21 protein-coding genes, 1 tRNA gene and 2 pseudogenes are annotated in these 21,511 nt (G+C 66.4%); 13 read left to right on the top strand and 11 right to left on the bottom strand.

All coding sequences use genetic code 11. The features are described 5' to 3' along the window. On the bottom strand, positions 1-2,149 hold a 2,149-nt coding region (gene uvrB / locus I5M_RS19885), incomplete at its 3' end, for an excinuclease ABC subunit UvrB (protein WP_022722994.1). 191 nt (positions 2,150-2,340) lie between these two features. Between uvrB and I5M_RS19880 the strand changes: the two genes are divergently transcribed. The 3 genes from I5M_RS19880 to I5M_RS19870 all read left to right on the top strand — a co-directional run bounded on the left by I5M_RS19880 (position 2,341) and on the right by I5M_RS19870 (position 6,423). Continuing rightward, complete coding sequence (locus I5M_RS19880; protein ID WP_022722993.1) at positions 2,341-4,314, top strand: alkyl/aryl-sulfatase; 1,974 nt, start codon at positions 2,341-2,343, stop codon at positions 4,312-4,314. A 302-nt stretch (positions 4,315-4,616) separates the two neighbouring features. Further along, on the top strand, positions 4,617-5,312 hold the full coding sequence (locus I5M_RS19875; protein WP_022722992.1) for a glutathione S-transferase family protein: 696 nt from the start codon (positions 4,617-4,619) through the stop codon (positions 5,310-5,312). Positions 5,313-5,412: 100 nt separating this feature from the next. Next, on the top strand, positions 5,413-6,423 hold the full coding sequence (locus I5M_RS19870; protein WP_022722991.1) for an SDR family oxidoreductase: 1,011 nt from the start codon (positions 5,413-5,415) through the stop codon (positions 6,421-6,423). A gap of 288 nt (positions 6,424-6,711) precedes the next feature. Here I5M_RS19870 and I5M_RS19865 read toward each other — a convergent pair whose 3' ends face one another. Further along, positions 6,712-7,827 carry a beta-ketoacyl-ACP synthase III gene (locus I5M_RS19865; protein WP_022722990.1) on the bottom strand — a complete coding sequence of 372 codons (1,116 nt, stop codon included), beginning with the start codon at positions 7,825-7,827 and terminating at the stop codon, positions 6,712-6,714. Between the two features lie 240 nt (positions 7,828-8,067). Between I5M_RS19865 and I5M_RS19860 the strand changes: the two genes are divergently transcribed. Further along, positions 8,068-8,394, top strand: coding sequence for a cupin domain-containing protein (locus tag I5M_RS19860; RefSeq protein WP_022722989.1), 327 nt, complete (start codon positions 8,068-8,070; stop codon positions 8,392-8,394). A gap of 361 nt (positions 8,395-8,755) precedes the next feature. Here the strand turns inward: I5M_RS19860 and I5M_RS19855 are convergent, their stop codons facing one another. Further along, positions 8,756-9,661 carry an SDR family oxidoreductase gene (locus tag I5M_RS19855; protein WP_022722988.1) on the bottom strand — a complete coding sequence of 302 codons (906 nt, stop codon included), beginning with the start codon at positions 9,659-9,661 and terminating at the stop codon, positions 8,756-8,758. 98 nt (positions 9,662-9,759) lie between these two features. Between I5M_RS19855 and I5M_RS19850 the strand changes: the two genes are divergently transcribed. After that, on the top strand, positions 9,760-10,602 hold the full coding sequence (locus I5M_RS19850; protein ID WP_022722987.1) for a helix-turn-helix transcriptional regulator: 843 nt from the start codon (positions 9,760-9,762) through the stop codon (positions 10,600-10,602). 1,009 nt (positions 10,603-11,611) lie between these two features. Continuing rightward, a complete protein-coding gene (locus I5M_RS19845) occupies positions 11,612-12,175 on the top strand; it encodes a type 1 glutamine amidotransferase domain-containing protein (RefSeq protein ID WP_022722986.1) in 564 nt (187 codons plus the stop codon). Between the two features lie 293 nt (positions 12,176-12,468). Here the strand turns inward: I5M_RS19845 and I5M_RS19840 are convergent, their stop codons facing one another. Then, positions 12,469-12,828 (bottom strand): hypothetical protein, encoded by a 360-nt coding sequence (locus I5M_RS19840; protein ID WP_022722985.1) that lies wholly within the window; start codon positions 12,826-12,828, stop codon positions 12,469-12,471. A 264-nt stretch (positions 12,829-13,092) separates the two neighbouring features. Between I5M_RS19840 and I5M_RS19835 the strand changes: the two genes are divergently transcribed. Further along, the gene (locus I5M_RS19835; RefSeq protein ID WP_022722984.1) at positions 13,093-13,923 is read left to right on the top strand and encodes a lytic transglycosylase domain-containing protein; all 831 of its coding nucleotides are present in this window, start codon (positions 13,093-13,095) and stop codon (positions 13,921-13,923) included. A 39-nt stretch (positions 13,924-13,962) separates the two neighbouring features. Here the strand turns inward: I5M_RS19835 and I5M_RS19830 are convergent, their stop codons facing one another. Next, positions 13,963-14,694, bottom strand: a complete 732-nt coding sequence (locus I5M_RS19830; RefSeq protein ID WP_022722983.1) for a flagellar hook assembly protein FlgD — start codon at positions 14,692-14,694, stop codon at positions 13,963-13,965. Positions 14,695-14,706: 12 nt separating this feature from the next. Next, positions 14,707-15,732 carry a flagellar hook-length control protein FliK gene (locus tag I5M_RS19825; RefSeq protein WP_244432056.1) on the bottom strand — a complete coding sequence of 342 codons (1,026 nt, stop codon included), beginning with the start codon at positions 15,730-15,732 and terminating at the stop codon, positions 14,707-14,709. A gap of 124 nt (positions 15,733-15,856) precedes the next feature. Between I5M_RS19825 and I5M_RS33835 the strand changes: the two genes are divergently transcribed. The 6 genes and pseudogenes from I5M_RS33835 to I5M_RS33825 all read left to right on the top strand — a co-directional run bounded on the left by I5M_RS33835 (position 15,857) and on the right by I5M_RS33825 (position 19,585). Beyond that, positions 15,857-16,321: a hypothetical protein gene (locus I5M_RS33835; RefSeq protein WP_244432055.1), complete on the top strand. Its 465-nt coding sequence runs from the start codon at positions 15,857-15,859 to the stop codon at positions 16,319-16,321. A gap of 258 nt (positions 16,322-16,579) precedes the next feature. Then, positions 16,580-17,774: pseudogene (mnmA, locus tag I5M_RS30235) on the top strand (tRNA 2-thiouridine(34) synthase MnmA). Positions 17,775-17,795: 21 nt separating this feature from the next. Next, positions 17,796-18,434, top strand: coding sequence for a class I SAM-dependent methyltransferase (locus I5M_RS19810; protein ID WP_022722982.1), 639 nt, complete (start codon positions 17,796-17,798; stop codon positions 18,432-18,434). Positions 18,435-18,475: 41 nt separating this feature from the next. Then, positions 18,476-18,841: a hypothetical protein gene (locus I5M_RS33830; RefSeq protein WP_083909627.1), complete on the top strand. Its 366-nt coding sequence runs from the start codon at positions 18,476-18,478 to the stop codon at positions 18,839-18,841. A 153-nt stretch (positions 18,842-18,994) separates the two neighbouring features. After that, a tRNA-Met gene (locus I5M_RS19805) sits at positions 18,995-19,071 on the top strand. Positions 19,072-19,252: 181 nt separating this feature from the next. Next, positions 19,253-19,585, top strand: a complete 333-nt coding sequence (locus tag I5M_RS33825; RefSeq protein ID WP_244432054.1) for a hypothetical protein — start codon at positions 19,253-19,255, stop codon at positions 19,583-19,585. Positions 19,586-19,654: 69 nt separating this feature from the next. Here the strand turns inward: I5M_RS33825 and I5M_RS33820 are convergent. The 5 genes and pseudogenes from I5M_RS33820 to I5M_RS32840 form a co-directional block, all read right to left on the bottom strand. Continuing rightward, positions 19,655-20,656, bottom strand: a pseudogene (locus I5M_RS33820) (recombinase family protein); the annotation flags it as partial. Then, positions 20,653-20,808: a hypothetical protein gene (locus I5M_RS32845; RefSeq protein WP_022722981.1), complete on the bottom strand. Its 156-nt coding sequence runs from the start codon at positions 20,806-20,808 to the stop codon at positions 20,653-20,655. The pseudogene I5M_RS33820 and the gene I5M_RS32845, both read right to left, overlap by 4 nt. Before the next feature lie 14 nt (positions 20,809-20,822). Further along, a complete protein-coding gene (locus tag I5M_RS19790) occupies positions 20,823-21,113 on the bottom strand; it encodes a hypothetical protein (RefSeq protein ID WP_022722980.1) in 291 nt (96 codons plus the stop codon). Further along, positions 21,110-21,301, bottom strand: a complete 192-nt coding sequence (locus I5M_RS19785) for a hypothetical protein (RefSeq protein ID WP_022722979.1) — start codon at positions 21,299-21,301, stop codon at positions 21,110-21,112. Before I5M_RS19785 ends, I5M_RS19790 begins: the two co-directional genes overlap by 4 nt. Beyond that, a partial coding sequence (locus I5M_RS32840; RefSeq protein WP_040771808.1) for a hypothetical protein occupies positions 21,298-21,511 on the bottom strand: 214 nt, incomplete at its 5' end. The genes I5M_RS32840 and I5M_RS19785, both read right to left, overlap by 4 nt.

The following is a 21,511-nucleotide window of genomic DNA, read 5'->3' as shown; positions in this document are numbered from 1 at the left end:
CGACCAGCGCGTCGAACGCGCCGAGCCGCAGATCGCGGATGATCTCGATGCGCTCGATGGTGTCGATGTCGCTGTGCATGTAGCGGACGCGGATGCCCTGCTCGTGCAGGAACTCGGTGAGGTCCTCGGCCATCCGCTTGGTCAGCACGGTGATCAGCGTGCGATAGCCGCGCGCCGCAGTGGCGCGAACTTCGCCGACGAGATCATCGACCTGGGTGCGCGCCGGGCGGATATCGACCGGCGGGTCGATCAGGCCGGTCGGGCGAATGACCTGCTCGACGAACACGCCGCCGCTCTCGTTCAGCTCCCATGCCGCCGGCGTCGCCGACACCGCGACGGTCTGCGGCCGCATCATGTCCCACTCTTCGAAGCGCAGCGGCCGGTTGTCCATGCAGGACGGCAGCCGGAAACCGTATTCGGCCAGCGTCGCCTTGCGGCGGAAGTCGCCCTTGAACATGGCGCCGATCTGCGGCACCGAGACGTGGCTTTCGTCGGCGAACACCAGCGCGTTGTCGGGGACGTATTCGAACAACGTGGGCGGCGGCTCGCCGGGCCTGCGGCCGGTGAGATAGCGTGAGTAGTTCTCGATGCCGGCGCAGCTGCCCGTCGCTTCCATCATCTCGATGTCGAACGTCGTGCGCTGCTCCAGCCGCTGCGCTTCGAGCAGGCGGCCCTGGGCGTGCAGCTGATCGAGCCGCCATTTCAGCTCGGTCTTGATCGACTGGATTGCCTGGATCAGCGTCGGCCGCGGCGTCACATAGTGCGAGTTGGCGTAGATCTTGACGAATTCCAGCTCGTCCTGCTTGTGGCCGGTGAGCGGATCGAACTCTTCGATGGCCTCGATCTCGTCGCCGAAGGTCTTGATCCGCCAGGCGCGATCCTCGTAGTGGGCCGGGAAGATGTCGATGACGTCGCCGCGCACGCGAAACGTGCCGCGCGAGAAATCGGCCTGGGTGCGCTTGTATTGCAGCGCGACCAGATCGGCGATCAGCTGGCGCTGGTCGATGCGCTCGCCGCGCTTCACCGCGAAGGTCATCGCCGTGTAGGTCTCGACCGAGCCGATACCGTAGATGCACGACACCGAGGCGACGATGATGACGTCGTCGCGCTCCAGCAGCGCGCGGGTCGCGGCGTGGCGCATCCGGTCGATCTGCTCGTTAATCGACGAATCCTTCTCGATATAGGTGTCGGTACGCGGAACGTAGGCTTCCGGCTGGTAGTAGTCGTAATAGGAGACGAAGTATTCGACGGCGTTGTCCGGGAAGAAGTTCTTGAACTCGCCGTAGAGCTGCGCCGCCAGCGTCTTGTTCGGCGCCAGGATGATCGCAGGGCGCTGCGTCGCCTCGATCACCTTGGCCATGGTGTAGGTCTTGCCCGAGCCGGTGACGCCGAGCAGCACCTGCGTGCGATCGTTGCGGTCGATGCCTTCGACCAATTCCTTGATCGCGGTCGGCTGATCGCCGCGCGGCTCGTAGTCGGATTTCAGCACGAAGCGGACGCCGCCTTCCGATTTCTCCGGCCGCGGCGGCCGATGCGGCACCCACAGCTTGACGCCGCCATCGTCGCCCTTGAACTCGGGGCGGCCGTCGCGGATCAGCTGCTCCAGCGCGTCGGCCGTGGCCTTGACGCCGAGCGCCTCCATCTTGCTGCGCGGCGGCCGCGCCAGCGCTTCGGCGTCGTCCTCTTCGGTCGGCAATCCGAGCTGCCGCGCGAGTTCGGGATCGAGCGTCGGGATGGTGGCGGCGGTGCCGTAGTTGGCCTGTGGTGCTTCATCGAAGCCTTGCCCATGGCCCCCCACCCCCGACCCCTCCCCGCGAGGCGGAGGGGAGCCTTGAGGCGGCTGCGGATAAGGCTGCAGCGGCGTCGGTCGCGGCGTGCCGCCGTCGTTCGGGAAACTCTTCGGCGTCGACGCGCGGCCGCGATGCACCGCGGCCTCGCCGCCGGTGCGGCGGTCGCGCGAATTATCCGGCGGCGGCTGCAGCCCGGTGCCCGAGCCCATGCCGGCATCGCCGCGATTGATCGCCGGGTTCAGCAACTCGGCCAACGCCGGCCCGATCGGCTTCACATCGGGCCGATGCGCCTTGGACTTCGGCGTCTTCGGCGCCTTGGGCTTCGCGGGAGTGTTCGTGCTGTCGGGGGATTTCGCCATCCGTCGGAATATGGGCGGAGTCGACCGCGGATGAAAGATGCCGGACTTTCCGGGACGCGGCACGATCGCCAAAATTCCTGCTGCCGTGCGTCCGCGGTAGCGAAAGATGTTGCAAATTGCCGGCGTCGTCTTTCCTTCCGGTTCCGGCTCCGTAAGCTGCAGTTCCATTCTTCAGCTCGCGAGCTTCCCTGATGTTCCGTTCTGCCGCGATCGCCACCGCTGCGCTCGCTCTTCTCGCCGCGCCCGCTCACGCCCAGACCAAAGACGCCGAGCCGGCCACCCGCGCCGCCAACGAGGCAATCGCCAAGTCGCTGCCGCTCGCTGACCGCGCCGATTTCGACGACGCCAAGCGGGGGCTGGTCGCGGCGCTGCCGGACGGCCTCATCGCCGGCGCGGCGGGTGCGCCGCCGGTGTGGAATCTGAAGCCGTATGATTTCCTCAAGGGCGATCAGCCGTCGGCGACTGTCAACCCCAGCCTGTGGCGGCAGGCGCAGCTCAATCTCGCCAGCGGGTTGTTTCAGGTCGCCGACCGCGTCTATCAGGTGCGCGGGCTGGACATCGCCAACATCACCATCGTCGAAGGCGACACCGGGCTGATCATCACCGACTGTACGCTGACGGTGCAGACCGCCAAGGCGGCGCTCGATCTCTACTACCAGCATCGGCCGAAGAAGCCGGTGGTGGCGCTGATCTACACCCACAGCCATGTCGATCACTTCGGCGGCGCGCGCGGGCTGATCAGCGAGGCCGATGCCGCCGCCGGCAAGGTCAAGGTGATCGCGCCCGACGGCTTCATGGAGCACGCGGTGGCCGAGAACGTCATCGCCGGCAATGCGATGAGCCGCCGCGCCCAGTTCCAGTTCGGCACGCCGCTGCCGGTGTCCGACAAGGGCCAGGTCGATGCCGGGCTCGGCAAGGCGCTGGCCAACGGCACGATCTCGCTGATCCCGCCCAACGACACCATCAAGCAGACCTACGAGACGCGGACCATCGACGGCGTCGAGATCGAATTCCGCCTGGCGCCGGATTCCGAAGCGCCGTCGGAGATGATCTCCTACTATCCGCAGTTCAAGGTGCTGAACATGGCGGAGGACACCACCCACACGTTGCACAATCTCTACACGCTGCGCGGCGCCGCGATCCGCGACGGGCGGCTGTGGTCGAAATATATCGGCGAGGCGATCGACCGCTACGGCGATCGCACCGAGGTGGTGATCGCGCAGCACAATTGGCCGGTGTGGGGCAGGGACCGTGTGGTCAACTACCTGAAGAAGCAGCGCGACCTCTACAAGTTCATTCACGACCAGACCGTGCACCTGCTCAACCAGGGCCTGACGCCCACGGAGATCGCCGAGCAGCTCAAGCTGCCGCCGTCGCTGGCCGGCGAATTCGCCGGCCGCGGTTACTACGGCACGGTCAGCCACAACGCCAAGGCGGTGTATCAGTTCTATCTCGGCTGGTACGACGCCAATCCGGCCGATCTCAATCCGCTGCCGCGCGCAGAGGAGGCCAAGAAGGAGATCGACTACATGGGCGGTGCGGCGGCGGTGCTGGGCAAGGCGCGCGACGACTACAAGGCCGGGCAATATCGCTGGGTCGCCACGGTGACGAGCAAGCTGGTGTTCGCCGATCCGTCCAACAAGGAGGCCCGCGCCCTCGGCGCCGATGCGCTGGAGCAGCTCGGCTATCAGTCCGAGGCCTCGACCTGGCGCAACGCCTATCTGCTCGGCGCCCAGGAACTACGGAACGGCCTGATCAAGACCGACGCGGCAACGTCGAACCCCGACCTGCTCAAGGGAGTGTCGATCGATCTGGCCTTCGACTTCCTCGCCGTCCGCCTCAACGCCGCCAAGGCCGAGGGCAAGCACATCGTGGTCAACTGGACCTTCACCGATCCGAAGCAGACCTACACGATGAACCTGGAGAACTCGGCGCTGACCCACGTCGCCGGCAAGCTCTCCGACAACGCTGACGTCTCGGTGACGCTCAACCGCGCCACTTTCGACGCGATCTCGCTGAAGCAGCGCAGCTTCCTCGGCGCCGTCGCCACCGGCGACCTCTGGATCACCGGCAACCCGCTCAAGCTGCGCGAACTGTTCGGCATGTTCGACGAGTTCTCGCCGAATTTCGAAGTGATCGAGCCGGTCAAGGCGAAGGCGGAGTAACTCCTCCCAGGCGGGTCATTCCGGGGCGCGGCCGCCAGGGCGCGAACCCGGAATCCCGAAGTTGTTTGGCGCGAGATCCCGGGTTCGCTCGCTCCGCGAGCGCCCCGGAATGACGACCAACAGCAGAGTGATGCGTGGCGCAGCCACTAGCGCTCACGTCGTCATGCGCGGGCTTGACCCGCGCATCCATCTCCTCAATCGTCATTGCGAGGAGCGAAGCGACGAAGCAATCCAGTCCCAGGCATGGAGCTGGATTGCTTCGCTTCGCTCGCAATGACAATACAAGGCGAGGGGACACTGCCATGACTCTGAAGCTCTACGAACTCGTCGGCACCGACGCCGCGCGGCCGTTCTCGCCGTTCTGCTGGCGCATCCGGATGGCGCTGGCGCACAAGGGGCTGGACGTCGAGACCATCCCGTGGCGGTTCACGCAGAAGAGCGAGATCGCTCCGTTCGATTCCGACAAGGTGCCGGTGCTGCTCGACCGCGACACGTCGGTCTGCGACTCCTGGGCGATCGCCGAGTATCTCGAAGACACCTATCCGGACCGGCCGTCGCTGTTCGGCGGCGCGGGCGGCCGCGCCATGGCACGGATGATCAATTCGTGGGGCGACGTCACGCTCGTCGCGGGTCTGGCACCGCTGATCGTCGCCGATATCGTCACCAAGCTCGGACCGGAGGACGCAGCGTATTTCCGCGCCTCGCGCGAGGCGCGCTTCGGCAAGACGCTCGAGCAGGTCTCGGCGGATCGCGACCGCGCCGTCGAAGGGTTCCGCAAATCGCTGCTGCCGATGCGGCTGACGTTGAAGGCGCAGCCGTTCCTCGGCGGCGCAGCGCCCAACTACGCCGATTACATCGCCTTCGGCGGTTTCCAATGGGCCCGCGCCGTCAGTCCGTTCGCGCTGCTGACGCCGGACGATCCGATCTACGCGTGGCGCGACAGACTGCTGGATTCTTTCGGCGGCCTTGCGCGTCACTCCAAGGGCTATCCGGTCTAGCTAACTCATCGAGTTCCCGTCGCATCGCGCCGTGCACGCGCGGTGCGGAACGATCACCCGCGGCTGCGGTTGCCGCTGGCATCGACAAGGGAAACTCCACATGAGCGATATTTACAGCCGCCGCGACATGGTCGCTGGCGCCAGTGCCGGCGTGCTCGGCGTCGCCGCATCCGGTACGCCGGCCTTCGCGCAGACCACGGCCGCCACCGGCGCGACCCAGCCGACCGCCGCGCCGCTAGAGGATCCGAAAGACAAATATCCGAAGCCGCCGTTCGAGAAGCAGTCGCAGCCCTGGCCGGGCCTCGCCAAGAAGATGAATCCGCCGCCCGATCACGGTGAGCAGAGCTACAAGGGATCGGGACGCCTCGCCGGCCGCCGCGCGCTGATCACCGGTGGCGATTCCGGCATGGGCCGCGCCGCCGCCATCGCCTTCGCGCGCGAGGGCGCCGACGTCGCCATCAACTACTTCCCCTCGGAAGAAGAAGACGCCCAGGACGTCATCAAGCTGATCAAGGACGCCGGCCGCAACGGCGTCGCCATCCCGGGCGATCTGCGCGACGAGAATTTCTGCAAGCAGCTGGTCGATCGCGCGGTGCGTGAGCTCGGCGGCCTCGACATTCTGGTCAGCAACGCCGCCCGGCAGCAGACCAAGCCGTCGATCCTCGATATCTCCACCGAGGATTTCGATGCCACGATGAAGACCAACATCTACGCGCCGTTCTGGATCATCAAGGCGGCGCTGCCGCATCTGGCGCCGGGCTCGTGCATCATCGGCACCACGTCGGAGCAGGCAACCGACCCGTCGAAAGATCTCTACGACTACGCCCAGACCAAGGCGGCGACCACCAACTACGTGCGCTCGCTCGCCAAGCAGCTCGCACCCAAGGGCATCCGCGTCAACGGCGTGGCGCCGGGTCCGATCTGGACCCCGCTGCAGGTGTCCGGCGGCGCGACGATGGAAAAGCTGGAGAAGTTCGGCGGCATGACCCCGCTGAAGCGCCCCGGCCAGCCAGTCGAACTCGCCTCGATCTACGTCCAACTCGCCGCCAGCGACGCCAGCTACGCAACCGGGCAGGTGTACGGGGCAGCGGGCGGCTCGGGGATGCCGTAATTATTAGTTCGTCATGGCCGGGCTTGTCCCGGCCATCCACGTTTTCCGGGTCGAAGCGCTGTTTCGTGGATGGCCGGGACAAGCCCGGCCATGACGGGTGCTGGTGCTAGGCCGCAGCGTGGCCACTCTCTATGTCGTCATCGTCCGGCTTGACCGGACGACCCAGTATTCCAGAGCGCGTATGTCATTGCGAAGGCGCTAACTAACCGCGCTCTGGGATACTGGATCCCCGCATGCGCGGGGATGACGGCTGTGGTGGTGGACACGCTTCCGCTATGAAGCGAATCCCTACCGCTTCTTCACGAACACCGTCCCGGCCGAATACCCCGCGCCGAACGAGCAGATCAGCCCGTGATCGCCGCTCTTGAGGTCGTCCGAGTACTTGTGAAACGCGATGATCGAGCCGGCCGAGGACGTGTTGGCGTAGTCGTCGAGGATGATGACGTTTTCCTCGCGGCTCGGCTCGCGGCCCAGCACCTTGCGGCCGATGATCTCGTTCATGTTGATATTGGCCTGGTGCAGCCACAGCCGCTTCAGGCCGTGCGGATCGATGCCGAGTTCGGCGGCGTGATCGATGATCATCTCGGAGACCATCGGCACCACTTCCTTGAACACCTTGCGGCCCTGCTGCACGAACAGCTTGTCGGGCAGGTCGCGGCCTTCCGGCGCGGCGCGGTTGAGGAAGCCGAAATTGTTGCGGATGTTGTTGGAGAACTGCGTCTTCAGCTTGGTGCCGAGAATGTCCCAGCCGTCCTGCGCGTCGTCGGCACGCTCGACGATCGCCGCGGTGGCGACGTCGCCGAAGATGAAGTGACTGTCGCGGTCGCGGAAGTTGAGATGGCCCGAGCAGATTTCTGGATTGACCATCAGCACCGCATCGACCGACCCCGAGCCGACGAAATCGGCGGCGGTTTTGAGCCCGAACGTCGCCGACGAGCAGGCGACGTTCATGTCGAAGGCGAAGCCGCCGAGGCCCAGCGCGTTCTGCACCTCGATCGCCATCGCCGGATAGCCGCGCTGCATGTTGGACGCCGCGCACAACACCGCGCCGATGCGCTCGCGCGGCTTGCCCCAGCGCTCGAGCGCCTGCTCGGCGGCCTTGACGGCGATCTCGGCGAGGATCGAGATCTCCTCATTCGGCCGTTCCGGGATCACCGGCCGCATGATCTTGGGATCGATGATGCCGGCCTTCTCGACGACGTAGCGCGCCTTGATGCCCGACGCCTTCTCGATGAACTCGACGGACGAGGGCGCCAGCGGTTCGATCTCGCCGGCGCTGATGCGGGCGGCGTTGGTTTGGTTGAAGTCCGCCACATAGGCGTTGAAGGCGGCGACCAGCTCGGCGTTCGAGATCGACTCCGGCGGCGTATACAGTCCGGTCGCGGCAATGACGGCAGGGCGCACGGAAGGCTCCAGGCACGATGGCTGAGTGAGAGGACCGCCGGCCAAGCGATCCGCCGCGCCCTGCCGGTATCCGACGCCGATTTGACCGCGTCGGCTTTGACGCGGGACAAATGGCCGAAGGGCGGCGGGCCGTCCGTTGGTCGGGCGCCGAAAGCCGCCGGCAAGGCGCGTCGGCTGGCCGCCGGCGCGGAAGGACCAGCGGTATGAAACGGCCGGCGCCGAAAGACAAGGACCATCGCAATGCAACACGGCCATCTGCTCGCCCCGCTGCCGCCCGCCGGTCCCGACGAGGCGCTCGACACCCTGCTGGCCCGCGGCGGCGTCCGCATTGAGCGCATCGTCTCCTACGGGCAGTCGAGCCCGGCGGACTTCTGGTACGACCAGGCCGAGGACGAGTTCGTCGTCCTCCTTTCCGGCAGCGCCACCCTGCGCTTCCAAGACGGCCGCGAAATCACGCTGACGCCCGGCACCTGGGTCGATATTCCAGCCCACGACCGCCACCGCGTCGAGGCGACGGCGGCGGACGAGGCGACGGTGTGGCTGGCGGTGTTTTGGAGCAACGACTGACGAGCCATCCAGCCCATCGTTCGTCATTCCGGGGCGCGAGCGCAGCGTCACAGATTACAAATTTTACTTCCGGAAAATCTGTAGCCCGGATGGAGCGCAGCGTAATCCGGGATAACTGAGCGCGGCCCGACAACCATCCCGGATTGCGCTTCGCTTCATCCGGGCTACAGACTTCTCTATGTCATTCCGGGGCGCGAGCGTAGCTCGCGAGCCCGGAATCCATACTCTCTGGAGTCGCGGTGAAGCACCGCGCCGCGATTCTTCGGACTAACGTTTAGCGCGGTGGTTATGGATTCCGGGTTCGCGCTCCGCGCGCCCCGGAATGACAAAAGCAGGCGATAGCGCTTGTCGTTTCCGCTAACTAACCCACCACCTCCACCCGCCCATAATCCATCGCGTTCAAGTCGCTGATCAGGTCCGGCCCGGTCGGCGTCCAGTTCAGGCGTTCGCGGGTCCAGGCGCTCGAGGCCGGCATGTCGAGGGCCATGAACGGGCTCATCCAGCCGAAGTGATCGCCGACCGCATCCGGGGCGAGCGAGCGGACGGGAACGCCGAGGCCGGCGCCGATGGTTTCGGCGATCAGGCGCAGGCTGATGCCTTCCTCGGCGACGGCGTGATAGCGCGCGCCGGCTTCGTGCTGCTCGACCGCCAGCCGATACAACAGTGCGACGTCATCGACATGGGCGGCGGGCCAGCGATTAGTTCCGTCGCCCACATAGGCCGACAGGCCCTTGGCGCGGCTGATGGCGACCAGCGGCGAGATCAGTCCTTGCCGCTCCGGATTATGCACCTGCGGCAGCCGCATCACCGCGACCGAGACGCCCTGTTCGGCGGCGTCGCGGCCGGCCTGTTCGCTGGCGACGCGAGGAAGCCGGTGATTATAATTCGCCGTCTGCTCGACTGCCGGCTGGCCGGGCGCGGTGGCGCCCATCGCGGTGCCCGAGCTGATGATCAGCGGCCGATCCGAGCCCTTCAGCACAGCTGCCATCGCGCCGATGACGCGGCGGTCCTTTTCGCAGTTCTCGGCGAAGCGCGAGAACTCGTGATCGAACGCGGTGTGGATCACGGCGTCGGCTTGCTCGGCCCCGCGCGCGACGCTTGCCGGGTCGTCGAGCGTGCCGCGATGCGGCGTCGCGCCGGCCTCGGCGATTGCGCGTTCGCCGGCATCGGACCGCGTCAGCCCGATGACCTGATGGCCGGCGCCGAGCAATTGTTTGAGGACGCGCGAGCCGATGAAGCCGGTCGCGCCAGTGAGATAAACACGCATCAAGACACCTCCGATTTGGTCGGGGGCGAATTTGGCGGTATGTCTCACCCGGTTAAAGACGTGACGTTATCCTGGTATAATTCTCAATAGGATCGCCCGTGGCCGATCAATCCAACGCGCTCGGTTCGTATCTGCGCAGTCGCCGCAGCCGGCTCGATCCCACCGCGCTCGGCTTCGCCACCGGGCGGCGGCGCACGCCGGGGCTGCGGCGCGAGGAGGTGGCGCAGCGCGCCAATATTAGCGCCACCTGGTACACTTGGCTCGAACAGGGCCGCGGCGGCGCGCCGTCGGCCGCGGTGCTCGACCGCATCGCCAAGGGCCTGATGCTGACCGAGCCGGAGCGCGAGCATCTGTTCATGCTGGCGCTCGGCCGCCCGCCCGAGGTGCGCTACCGGCCGACCGAAGGCATCACGCCGCGGCTGCAGCGCGTCCTCGATGCGCTGGAATGGAGCCCGGCGATCGTCAAGACCGCGACCTGGGACGTGGTCGGCTGGAACAAGGCCGCAGCCGCGCTGCTCACTGATTACTCGAAGCTCGAGCCCAGCCAACGCAACATCCTGCGCCTGATGTTCGGCGACGCGCGCAAGCGCGTGCGCCGCGAGGATTGGAGCGCGATCGCGCGCTTCGTGGTCGCCGCCTTCCGTGCCGACGTCGCGCGCGCCGGCGCCGGGGAGAGTGATGAAGTCTTCGGTCTGGTCGAAGAACTTTGCCGGACCAGTCCGGAGTTCGCCGCGCTGTGGGAGGACAACGACATCGTCGTCCACGCCGGCGGCATCAAGCGCATCCACCACCCCGAAGCCGGCCCGCTCGAGCTCGAATTCTCCTCCTTCGCCGTTGAAGGCCGACCGGAGCTCGGCATGATCGTCTACAATCCAGCGACGCCAGCGGTGGCCGAGAAGGTGAGGGCGCTGATTGTGGCGAAGCGGGATGTTGTTAGTTGAGCCGGGTCAGCTGTTAGTTCAAAGAAATCTGTAGCCCGGATGGAGCGCAGCGAAATCCGGGATTGCACCGCACAGCTATCCCCGGATTACGCTGCGCTCCATCCGGGCTACAGCCGATCGAGAGTTGCGATCTAAGAAGAACCTCTCTTTCGTCATTCCGGGGCGCGAGCGAAGCTCGCGAACCCGGAATCCATACTCCCTGGACTCTCGGTGAAGCACAACGCCGCAGCGCTTCGAACTAACAACTCACACAGGGCTTATGGATTCCGGGTTCGCGCTCCGCGCGCCCCGGAATGACCAACATTAAATCTTCATGCGTAGCTTGACGACTTGGGAATATAGGACTATAGTCCATCACATCCCGCCCCGATGAGAGGGGCGTTTCGCGATCGTCACGGATCGCGGGGCGGGAGGCGGTGGACGCGGCAGCGTCAGGCGCGGAGTAAGCGGCAGGGCGTTCCTTGCGAGGGACGTGAGCCGCGAGCGAAGCGCTGACGACCACGCTGTTTCGTCCGGCGAAGTCGTGTGGTCCTGGCTCCTCAACAAGAGCCAAGGCGCCGTGGAGGGCTGCGGCCGACCGGCTGCAGAAACCTTAATGGAGGCCGACGGTGACGATCAACGAGCCACCGGGGAGAGCACGAAGTAAGCCGGTCACCCACCGCGTGCGGAACGCCGGATGTTGCCGGCGTGACCGTGGTGACTAACTCGTGTGCTTTTTGTTTTGCACACGAGGCCGCGGACGCGTCGAAGCGTCCGGCGTTCCGCACGCCCTCTTGTTTCGAGGGCGAAGGAACTAAGCAAAGCCCGGGTGCAATTGCGCCGCGGGATCGCGAGGCCGTGGCCGCAAGGTCATACGCGGGCTTGACCCGCGTATCCATCGCGCGGAGCGCGCAGAAATTTCACGAAGATGATGGATCGCCGGGTCGAGCCCGGCGATGACCCCTCATCCGGAACGATCACCCGCGCTGCCCATTACTCCGCGGGGCGTTACGAACATCAGGAGACTGCCATGGCAGGCCAACTCGATGGCAAGCGGATCGCTATCCTCGCCACTCACGGCTTCGAACAGTCGGAACTTGAAACCCCGCGCGACCGGCTGAAAGCCGCTGGTGCGCAGGTCGAGGTCGTGTCGCCCGAGCAGGGCGAGATCAAAGGCTGGGACATGAAGGATTGGGGCCGGCCGGTGAAGGTCGACAAGGCGCTGTCGTCGGTGAAGGCCGACGATTACGACGCGCTGGTGCTGCCCGGCGGCCAGATCAATCCGGATCTGCTGCGCGTCAATCCGGACGCGCTGAAGCTGATCAAGTCGTTCTATGATTCCGGCAAGGTCGTCGCCGCAGTGTGCCACGCACCGTGGCTGCTGATCGAGACCGGCATCGCCAAGGGCAAGAAGATGACGTCGTACAAATCGATCAAGCAGGACGTGATCAACGCCGGCGCCAAGTGGGAAGACTCGCAGGTCGTCACCGACCAGGGCCTGATCACCTCGCGTAATCCCGGCGACCTCGAGGCGTTCTCGAACAAGATCATCGAGGAAGTCCGCGAAGGCAAGCACCAGCGGCGGGCGGCGTAGTCCACCAACGCCACATCGTCATTGCGAGGAGGCGAAGCCGACGAAGCAATCCAGCCCAGTGCACGGAGCTGGATTGCTTCGCTTCGCTCGCAATGACGGCGAGAGGCTTCGCAATGACCCCAAAGCCCCGGTTTCGCCATGCTGCGGTGGAACGGTGGGCCAGAACAAACAAACCGCGCCGGTACCGGCGCGGTTTTGATGTGAGAGGAGCCAAGATGGCGCGGGACGAGCGTTGCGAGGCGGAGACGAATTGGCCGCGGGCGAAATTGCCCGCGCGGCCGATCGCCGTTCGCTCAGCCGCGATGCTGGCGGCGCGCCGTGGCTTCGACCCGCACCGGGATCAACTCTCCGCTCGGACGCAGCTCGATCCTGCGGCGCCGGCCACCCTGGCCGCCGCGCGGATCGCTGCTCATGGCCATGATGGCCGAGCCCATCGCGGCCGAGCCGAAGGTAATCACGAAGCCGAACATCAGCAGGCCGAGCGCGGTGCCGGGCGAATCGTCGGCGAGGATGAGGTCGCGCAGGTGGCCTGGATTGAGCGCCATCAGGCCGCCGACCAGCAAGGCCGCGATCGTCACCCCGGCAGCGAGGTTGATGGCCAAGAGGCGAAACAGCGGTTGGCGCAGCAAGGCATTCCGGCGCATGATCGTCATCCTTCCGACACGGCGGATGCGATGGCGTCCGGCGTGAGTAGCCTGTTCGGTGTTGTGTCTTCAGCCGATATGGCGCTGCTGGTCCTGCCTCGCAACTGCGAGCAGCAGATGCTAGGTTCGCGCTGTTGTCATATCAATACGCATGAATACGCATCCCGCGATTCTGCCTTAAGGAATTCCTGCGCCCGGGCTCGGTCCCCGGCGATTCGTCCCTGCAGCGTCGCCGACGCTCAACCCGCCCGATAGTTCGGAGAATTGCCCGCCATGTCGAAGCTACGCCGTGCCATTCTGACCTGCGCCATGACCTGCACTCTGGGCGGTGCGCTGCTGTCTGCCGCCCCCGCGCAGGCGGCGCGCTGCGGCGGCGATTTCGGCAGCTTCATCTCGAGCTTTTCGGCCGAGGCTGCGCAGGCCGGCATCTCGCAGGGCGTGATCGCCCAGGCGCTCGACGGCGTCACGTCCGACCCGGCGGTGCTGGCGTTCGACCGCCGCCAGCGCGGTACCTTCAACAAGAGCTTCGAGCAGTATGTCGCCACCCGCGTCGGCGCCGGCCGTATCAATGCCGGCCGCGCCATGCTGCAGCGTCACGCCTCGCTGCTGTCGCGGATCGAGCAGCGCTACGGTGTGCCGCCGGAAATCCTGGTGGCGATCTGGGGTCTGGAGACCGATTTCGGCAAAGGCGACATGGGCAAGCTGCCGGTGTTTCGCGTGCTGGCAACGCTGGCGCACGACTGCCGCCGCACCGATCTGTTCCAGGGTGAGCTGATGGCGGCGCTCAAGATCGTCCAGCGCGGCGACCTCGGCATGCGCGACATGATCGGCGCATACGCGGGCGAGATCGGCCAGACCCAGTTCCTGCCGTCGTCCTACATCAAATACGGCGTCGATTTCGACGGCAACGGCCATGTCGATTTGCGTCACAGCGTGCCGGACGTCTTGGCCTCGACCGCCAATCTGCTGCACACCAACGGCTGGAAGGCCGGGGCCGATTATCACCAGGGCTCGGCGAATTTCGACGCGATGCGCGAGTGGAACAGGGCGGAAGTGTACCGCAAGACCATCGCGTATTTCGCCGACAAGCTGGCCGGGCAGTAAGCGCCCGGCCGCACGCGCTCGAGCGCTGCGCCGATGGCGTCAGCTCGTAGTGGTTGTGGTGGTCGCGGTGCCGGGCGCCACGACCTTCTTGATCTGGTCGAGCGTGAAGGTCTGGCTGCCGATCGCCAGCAGCGGCGGCGATTGAGTCATGTCGACGCTGTTGATGGTGCCCTGGATCTGCGTCGACACCGTCGCGGCGTTCCCCGCCGCGTCCTGGGCGACGATCGACAGCTTGTAGTCGCCGGCCGCGTATTGCGAGCCGTCGTTGCCCTTGCCGTCCCAGGCAAAGGCCTGGTTCTGCCCGGCATTGATGGTGAACTTGCCCGAGTACACCGTCTGCCCGGTGGTCGCGTTCTGGATCGACACTTGGGCGGTGACCGGCTTGTCGGTCGACAGCGACCACTTCGCCGTGGTCTTGCCGTCATAGGACGCCTTGCTGCCGTCGACGATCGCGGTGGCGCCGACGAAGTTCAGCGCCTGCGTCGCCTGCGCGGTGGTCTGCAGCTTCACCAGCGAAGACAGCGCGTCGTTGCTCTTGAGCTGCTGCTCGACACCGGCGAACTGAACGAGCTGCTGGGTGAACTGATTGGTGTCCAGCGGATCGAGCGGATTCTGGTTCTGCAATTGCGTGGTCAGCAGCGTCAGGAAGGTCTGGAAATTATCGGCGATGCCGGGCGTCGATGTCGACGTGCCCGAGCTGTTGGAGCTCGCGGTGTAGTTCGGATTGGGCGCCGAAACCGGCGGGGACGTTGTAGTCGCATCGACGGACATACTCGCTACTCCTCAGATCCGGATATCGACGCCGCCGCTCGCGCCCAGCATGCGGCCGTAGCTGCGGCTGGCGGTGGCGACGGGAGGCATATCGTCGTCGGGAATGACGACGCGTTGGGTATTGCGGCTGTGATCCTGGCCCTGGTTCTGCTGACCGGACGAGGACTGATCGCGCAGGCTGAACTGCAGGCCGCTGTTGCCGGTCTTGAGACCGGCATCGTCAAGCGCGCGCTGCAGTTGCGGCTGATCCTGCCGCAGCATCGCCAGCGTCTCGGGCTTCTCGACGGTGAGATGCGAGGTCACCTGGCCGTGGCGATCGATGTCGATGCGCACGTCGATGCGGCCGAGATCGGCGGGATCGAGGCGGATTTCGAAGCGGCTGTTGCCGCCGCGCGCCCGCGCGGCGATCTCCATCGCCAGCCCCTGCATCGGCACAGCCGCGGCGGCAGCGGCCACGTTGGTGGGCTGAGCCGCCGCGGCGGAGGCCGTATTGGTCATCGATTGCTGCAGCTGCTGAGCAAAGGGCTGTGTCGGCTGCGGTTGGGCCTGCTGGGTCGCTACGTCTGCCGGCGCCGCCGCCGTCGCATCGCCTTGATGCGAAACCGCGGGCTTGGCCTGCGAGGTCGAAGCGGCATCGCCGGCATCCGCGGGCTTCTGCGCGTTGCCGGCCGCGGCCTGCGTCGCGTTGGGATCCGCCTGTCCGGGCTGCGGCTGCGCCTGAGCATTGGCGGCGGTCGCGTCCGGGCCGGGCTTCGCAGCGTTCGCCGTCGCGTCGGCGCCGGCCTGCTGCGCCTTTTTGGTGTCTGCCTTGCCGGCCTTTGCCTGGGTTGCCAGCGTGGCCAGCGTCGGATCGGTGGTCGCCGCCTGCGCAGTGACCGGCGCTGCGTTTGCGCTGGCTGCATCACTGCCCGGAGCGGTCTCACCAGTAGCCGCGGCATCGGCGATCGTGGCCTGGGCTTTTGCGGCGGCCGCGGTCGCTGTGGCCAACGCAGGGCCGGTCGTGCGGGTCCCATCGGCGGCGCCGGTTTTGGCGGTCACGTCAGTCTGCGTGGGCACGGCGGCATTGATCACCACCGCGACCGGGGTGATCGGCGTGGCAGCTGCGGTCTGGTCGGTGGCCTGAGCTGTCTGGGCGCCGGTGTCACTGCCGGTGGCGTCGGCCTTGTCCTTGGTCTTGTCGTCAGCCTTGTCGTCGCTCTTCGCGGTGGTCTTATCGGCTGTCTTCGACGAGTCGGTTTTGTTGCTGGACGGATCGGTGTTGCCGTTATCCGTCGCCGACGTGCTGTTGGAAGGCGGCGTCGTGTTGTCGCTGGCGTTGCTGCTGGGATCCGAATTGTCCGCGCGGGAAGGCGGGGGCGGGCTGCGATCGTCCCGGGACGATGGCCGCGGGTCGGAGCTGCGCGAAGCGCTGCCGCTGTCGGCCAGATTGCTGTCGACCAGCGACGCAAAACTATCGGTCGCCTGCGACCGATCCTGGCGCGGACTGGTCCGGCTCGGGAAGGTCGGGGCGGAAGTCGAAAACGTCGGTCGGGGCGTTCACCACGGGCATTTTCTCGCACTGCTTCGCCAGACTTGCAGCAAGGACCGGGCCAAGGTTGGAGTTGCTGTAAAATCATGCCTTGGGTGAGGCCGCAGCAGCCGCGGAACCCTGTCGTTTCTGCCCTCCCGGCAGGAATTGCCGCCGTCCGCGTGGGGCCGTCCTGCCAGCCGGCTGATTGCGCCCCCGCAATGCGACCTATATTAAAGGCCGGCATCATCGAGTGCGGTCCGGGAGCGGTCCGGCCCTCGCGGCCGATTTTGTCCGCTCCATCACGACCTTCGGCCCGACAAGAACAATGTGTGCGGGGCTGCCAGCCCGCGGCCCGAGAAGCGAATGACTGACACTCTGCTCAACAGCCTGGATCTGCCTGGTCGTCCGCAGGACACCCGCGTCGTCGTCGCGATGTCGGGCGGCGTCGACTCGTCGGCGACCGCGGCGCTGCTCAAGGCGCAGGGTTACGACGTCGTCGGCATCACCCTGCAGCTCTACGACCACGGCGCAGCGATGCATCGCAAGGGTTCGTGCTGCGCCGGCCAGGACATTCACGACGCGCGCGCGGTCGCCGAGCGCATCGGCATTCCGCACTACGTGCTCGACTACGAGAGCAAGTTCCGCGAGTCGGTGATCGACAGCTTCGCCGACAGCTACGCATCCGGCGAGACGCCGGTGCCGTGCATCGAGTGCAATCGCTCGGTCAAGTTTCGCGACCTGCTCGCCACCGCGCGCGAGCTCGGTGCCTCCGCGCTCGCCACCGGTCACTACGTCGCATCGCGCCGCCAGCCCGACGGTTCGCGCGCTCTGGTGTGCGCCGCCGATGCCGATCGCGATCAGAGCTACTTTCTGTTCGCCACTACGCGCGAGCAGCTCGACTTCCTGCGCTTCCCGCTCGGCGACATGACCAAGCCGCAGACCCGCGAACTGGCGCGGCAGTTCGGGCTGTCGGTCGCCGACAAGCACGACAGCCAGGACATCTGCTTCGTGCCGACCGGGCGCTACACCGACATCTTCGAGCGGCTGAAGCCGAATGCCATGGAGCCGGGGCGACATCGTCGACCTCAACGGCAACGTGCTCGGCCAGCATCCCGGCATCGTCCACTTCACCGTCGGCCAGCGCCGCGGCCTCGGCATCGCCTCGCGCGTGCCGCTTTACGTGCTGCAGCTCGATGCGGCGCGGCGCCGCGTCGTCGTCGGCCCGCGCGAAGCGCTGCGCATGGACCGCATCGCGCTGCGCGACATCAATTGGATCGGCGACGGCTCGCTCGACGACGCGATCGGCGACGGTCTCGAACTTTTCGTGCGTGTGCGATCGACCCGTGCGCCGCAGCCGGCATGGCTGCGCCGTGGTCGCGACGGCAGCTACGCGGTCGAGCTGGTCGCAGGCGAGGAGGGCGTGTCGCCCGGCCAGGCCTGCGTGTTCTACGACGCCGCGGACGGCCAGGCGCGCGTGCTCGGCGGCGGTTTCATCCGCAGCGCGGCGCGCGGCAGCGTTGATAGTGCGCCGGAGCGCGCGGCGCCTGTTCTCGCCGCGGCGCGCGGCTGAGACCTGATCGGACGTAACGACATGAGTAACGATATCGACCGCGCCGGCGTCGCCAAAGCCTATGCGCGGTGGGCGCCGATCTACGACATGGTGTTCGGCAAAGTGTTCGACAGCGGCCGGCAGTCGACCATCGCGGTGGCCGATGCGATCGGCGGCCGCGTGCTCGACGTCGGCGTCGGCACCGGACTGTCGCTGTCGGACTACTCGCCGACGACGCGGCTGTGCGGTGTCGACATCTCCGAGCCGATGCTGCGCCGCGCTCACGAGCGGGTGCGTACGCTCAACCTTACCAATGTCGACACGCTTGCCGTGATGGACGCCAAGCATTTGGCGTTCCCGAACGACTTCTTCGACGCCGTCGTGGCGCAATACGTCATCACCGCCGTGCCGGACCCCGAAGCGACGCTCGACGACTTCGTTCGTGTGCTGAAGCCGGGCGGCGAGCTCATCCTGGTCAATCACATCGGCGCCGAAAGCGGACCGCGGAAGTGGTTCGAACTGGCGTTCTCGCCGATCGCGCGCCGGCTCGGCTGGCGGCCGGAGTTTCCCTGGGCGCGGCTGGTGAACTGGGCGGCGCGCCACGGCGGCGTCGACCTCGCCGAGCGCCGGCCGATGCCGCCGATGGGGCACTTCTCGCTGATCCGTTATCGCAAGCGCTGAGGTGTCGCGGGAACGGCCCGCGTCGCGCGCCGTTGATCCGCATGACCAGCAAAGCTGCCACCTCATATCGTGCTTTCGCCCCGGCCGCCCTGGCGCTGGGATGCGTCATCGCCGCAACGGCGCCTGCGGCCGCCCAGGCGCCGCCGAAAACGCCGCCGACCGCCACCACGCCGGCGCCGACCAATTGCCCGCCGCACGCGAGAGTTACGCCGCCCGGAACTGGCGAAGGCACGAGCGGACAAAGTCAGATGCCGCTTGGCGACAAGCTCGCCAAATCCGAGGGCGTGCTGTGCCCGCCTTCGAACATCGATCCGGAAATACGCGCGCCAACGCCTGACGTAGGCAAAATGCCCGTGATTCCGCCCCCGGGGAGCCCGGGGGGTGATCAGAGCGTGCAGCCGAAATAGCGATCCGCAGGGCGCGGGTTCGCAGCCAGACGGTGTGATGCCCAGGATGGCGGGCGGCGGCTCGAGGCGACTCGGGTTAGACCGTTGACACCCCGCCTCGGCCCTCCTTATATGCCGCGCGTTCGCTTGTCGGCCTTGCCGCCGCGAACCTGTGGCGGGGTAGCTCAGCTGGTTAGAGCACGGGAATCATAATCCTGGGGTCGGGGGTTCAAGTCCCTCTCCCGCTACCACCAAGCCCCCCCTGCCATTGCCGGCGATCCGGCGCATTGCAGGCGGTGCTTGCAAGAGGGTTTCGAGCCGTCCCCTGATCTCGATCTCGATCTCGGCGCTATTTGGGGGCGCATACACCACAACCGAATCCACCAGCTCGCGCAGACGATCGGCGGCGCCGTCGATCTCGCCAAGTTCGTTGTGCTGCAGCAGATCGGCCAGCGCGGCGATGTCGGCCCGATAACGTGCGATCGTCGCGGGATGCAGCGCCACGACGTTGCCGGCCTCGCCGATCGCGTCGAGCCGCGCGGCGATGGTTTCGCGCTCGGCCTGCAAGGCATTGATCTGCGGCACCACGGGCGCCGGATCGGCGCCGAGGCGGCCGACAAGGTCAATCAGGCGGTCGAGCTGGCGGGTGATCTCGCCTTGGCGCCGGATCAGCTTAGCGCGATCTGTGTCGGCCTCTTTGGCGAGGCGACGCCTTTCTTCGTTGTAGGTCGCGACGTATTCGGCGAGGAACACCGGGTTCTTTAGTTCACGCTGCAGGCCTTCGAAGGTGAGCCGTTCGACGTCATCGCGCTTGATGCGGCGGCTATTGGTGCAGGCGCCGCTTTCGCGGTGAGTCGAGCACTGCAGTCGGGCTGTGCCTTCGCGATTGCCGATCGACGACATGCCGCCGCCGCACGATCCGCAGCGGATTAGGCCGGCGAGAATGCGGGCGGTGCGCTGGACCGTGCGCGGGGCGCCTGGCGTGCTGGTGCGCGCCTTGCGGGCTTGCGCCGCTCGCCACAAGTCATCCGTGATAATCCGAAGGTGCGGCGCCTCGGCGGTCCGAAATTGATCCGGCTTGTTCGGCCGCGAAATTCGTTTGCCCGTCGCCGGGTCTTTGATCATCCGGACCTTATTCCAAACGATCCGGCCGGTATAAAGCTCATTGAGCAAGATGCCCGCGCCGCGCTGCACGTTGCCGTTGATCGTCGACGCGTTCCAGCGCGCGCCGCGGGGCGCCGGCGCGCCTTCGGCGTTGAGGCGGCCGGCAATGTCACGGGGCGGCGCGCCGGCTGCGTATTCGGTAAAGATGCGGCGGACGATCTCGGCCTCGGTCTCGACGATCTCCAATTCGCCCGGCTTGCCCGGCACGGCCTGATAGCCGAAAGCGCGGCCGCCAGCGTGGCGGCCCGATCTCACCACGCCGTCCATGCCGCGGCGGACGTGCACCACCAAATTCTCAATGAACATTTCGCCCATCAGGGCGCGCAGCGCGCCGTCGAGCTTGCCGACCTTGCCGCTCGCCGTGTGAATCGCGATGCCGAGGAAATCGAGGCGCTTGCGGGCGGCGTGCCAATCGCCTTGATCGCGCGAGATACGATCGACATCCTCGGCGATCACGGCGTCGAAAAGCCGGGCCTCGGCGGCGCGCATCATGGTCGCGAAGCCGGGCCGGTTGATCGCGCTGGTGCCTGAAATCGCCCGATCCTCAAACGTCGAGACAACGGCCATTCCGTCGCGCGTCGCGATTTCGCGGCACAGCGCGATCTGATCGTCGATTGAGCGATCGGACTGCAGATCGGATGAGAAGCGGGCGTAAATGGCGGCGCGGATCATGGGCTCGGGCTGGCGGCTGCGGCGCCGGCGGCCTTCTCCCGCCGCGCCAGATCCCGCGCATGATCCTCGCGCGCCGCCCGTTTGGCAAGCGCCCGCACCAGCTCGAGCAATTCCTCGGGCGGCTTGTGGAAAGATGCGGGCGTGCGTTTCATGGCGGCGTGAACGGTCAGACCGTCGGCGTACGGCGGGCGAGCTTCAACGCCTCGCGTGCAGCGCTTTCCATCGTGCGAAAACGCTTAGTCGATCCGCTCTTATTCTTGAGCGCGATATCATCAACCGTCGCGTAGTAGGTGACGGTGTGGTGATTGCCGGCGATGCAGATGCGGCCGTCTGGGCTGCGACGCTCGTAGCGATCGAATCCCGTTCGATAGCAGGGGAAGGCGACGCCATCGACTTCAAGTTGCCGTGCATTCGGCAACAGCCGTCCGCACCTGGAGTTGTTCTTGGTGGTGGTCATACCGCGTCGCCGTCCCGGTTGACGATCACGCCGTCGAGGCGGTTCGGCGAATCCACTTGCTGCGCGGCGAGGTGTAGGGCCGCATGGCGTCGCGCTGGTGAGATTTGCAACACCTTCTCGCCGTCGAAGGCTTCCGGATCGATGGCGCGAGCGCGGCGACTGATGGAATTGAGTCTATCCCAGTTCATTGCGGCACCCGTCGCGCATGCGCGCGCTGCCGCCGGACCTCGATCAAGTAAGCAAAGCGAGAGGCGTAATCGGCGACCAGATCGTAAAAATTGGTCAGGTAGGAGTCCGCCACGCGGCGATTGCGGATGTCGGGGAAGGTTTCGACAAGGGCACGCCGATCGGCCGCGTAGTGCTGCTCGTCGACCTGATGGTACGCGCGGGGCGCTATC

The organism is Rhodopseudomonas sp. B29 (assembly GCF_000333455.1).
Taxonomy (GTDB): domain Bacteria; phylum Pseudomonadota; class Alphaproteobacteria; order Rhizobiales; family Xanthobacteraceae; genus Rhodopseudomonas.
Note: the sequence above shows the minus strand (reverse complement) of the source record. Positions and strands in the feature narration are given on the sequence as shown.

What these genes read in the sequence shown, in the direction of transcription:
- I5M_RS19855 (WP_022722988.1), bottom strand. Translation starts at nt 9,661, where the DNA reads ATGCGTGTTTATCTCACTGGCGCGACCGGCTTCATCGGCTCGCGCGTC.
- I5M_RS19875 (WP_022722992.1), top strand. Translation starts at nt 4,617, where the DNA reads ATGACTCTGAAGCTCTACGAACTCGTCGGCACCGACGCCGCGCGGCCG.
- I5M_RS19790 (WP_022722980.1), bottom strand. Translation starts at nt 21,113, where the DNA reads ATGACCACCACCAAGAACAACTCCAGGTGCGGACGGCTGTTGCCGAAT.
- I5M_RS19870 (WP_022722991.1), top strand. Translation starts at nt 5,413, where the DNA reads ATGAGCGATATTTACAGCCGCCGCGACATGGTCGCTGGCGCCAGTGCC.
- I5M_RS19860 (WP_022722989.1), top strand. Translation starts at nt 8,068, where the DNA reads ATGCAACACGGCCATCTGCTCGCCCCGCTGCCGCCCGCCGGTCCCGAC.
- I5M_RS19880 (WP_022722993.1), top strand. Translation starts at nt 2,341, where the DNA reads ATGTTCCGTTCTGCCGCGATCGCCACCGCTGCGCTCGCTCTTCTCGCC.
- I5M_RS19830 (WP_022722983.1), bottom strand. Translation starts at nt 14,694, where the DNA reads ATGTCCGTCGATGCGACTACAACGTCCCCGCCGGTTTCGGCGCCCAAT.
- I5M_RS19840 (WP_022722985.1), bottom strand. Translation starts at nt 12,828, where the DNA reads ATGACGATCATGCGCCGGAATGCCTTGCTGCGCCAACCGCTGTTTCGC.
- I5M_RS19810 (WP_022722982.1), top strand. Translation starts at nt 17,796, where the DNA reads ATGAGTAACGATATCGACCGCGCCGGCGTCGCCAAAGCCTATGCGCGG.
- I5M_RS32845 (WP_022722981.1), bottom strand. Translation starts at nt 20,808, where the DNA reads ATGAAACGCACGCCCGCATCTTTCCACAAGCCGCCCGAGGAATTGCTC.
- I5M_RS33830 (WP_083909627.1), top strand. Translation starts at nt 18,476, where the DNA reads ATGACCAGCAAAGCTGCCACCTCATATCGTGCTTTCGCCCCGGCCGCC.
- I5M_RS19785 (WP_022722979.1), bottom strand. Translation starts at nt 21,301, where the DNA reads ATGAACTGGGATAGACTCAATTCCATCAGTCGCCGCGCTCGCGCCATC.
- I5M_RS19845 (WP_022722986.1), top strand. Translation starts at nt 11,612, where the DNA reads ATGGCAGGCCAACTCGATGGCAAGCGGATCGCTATCCTCGCCACTCAC.
- I5M_RS19835 (WP_022722984.1), top strand. Translation starts at nt 13,093, where the DNA reads ATGTCGAAGCTACGCCGTGCCATTCTGACCTGCGCCATGACCTGCACT.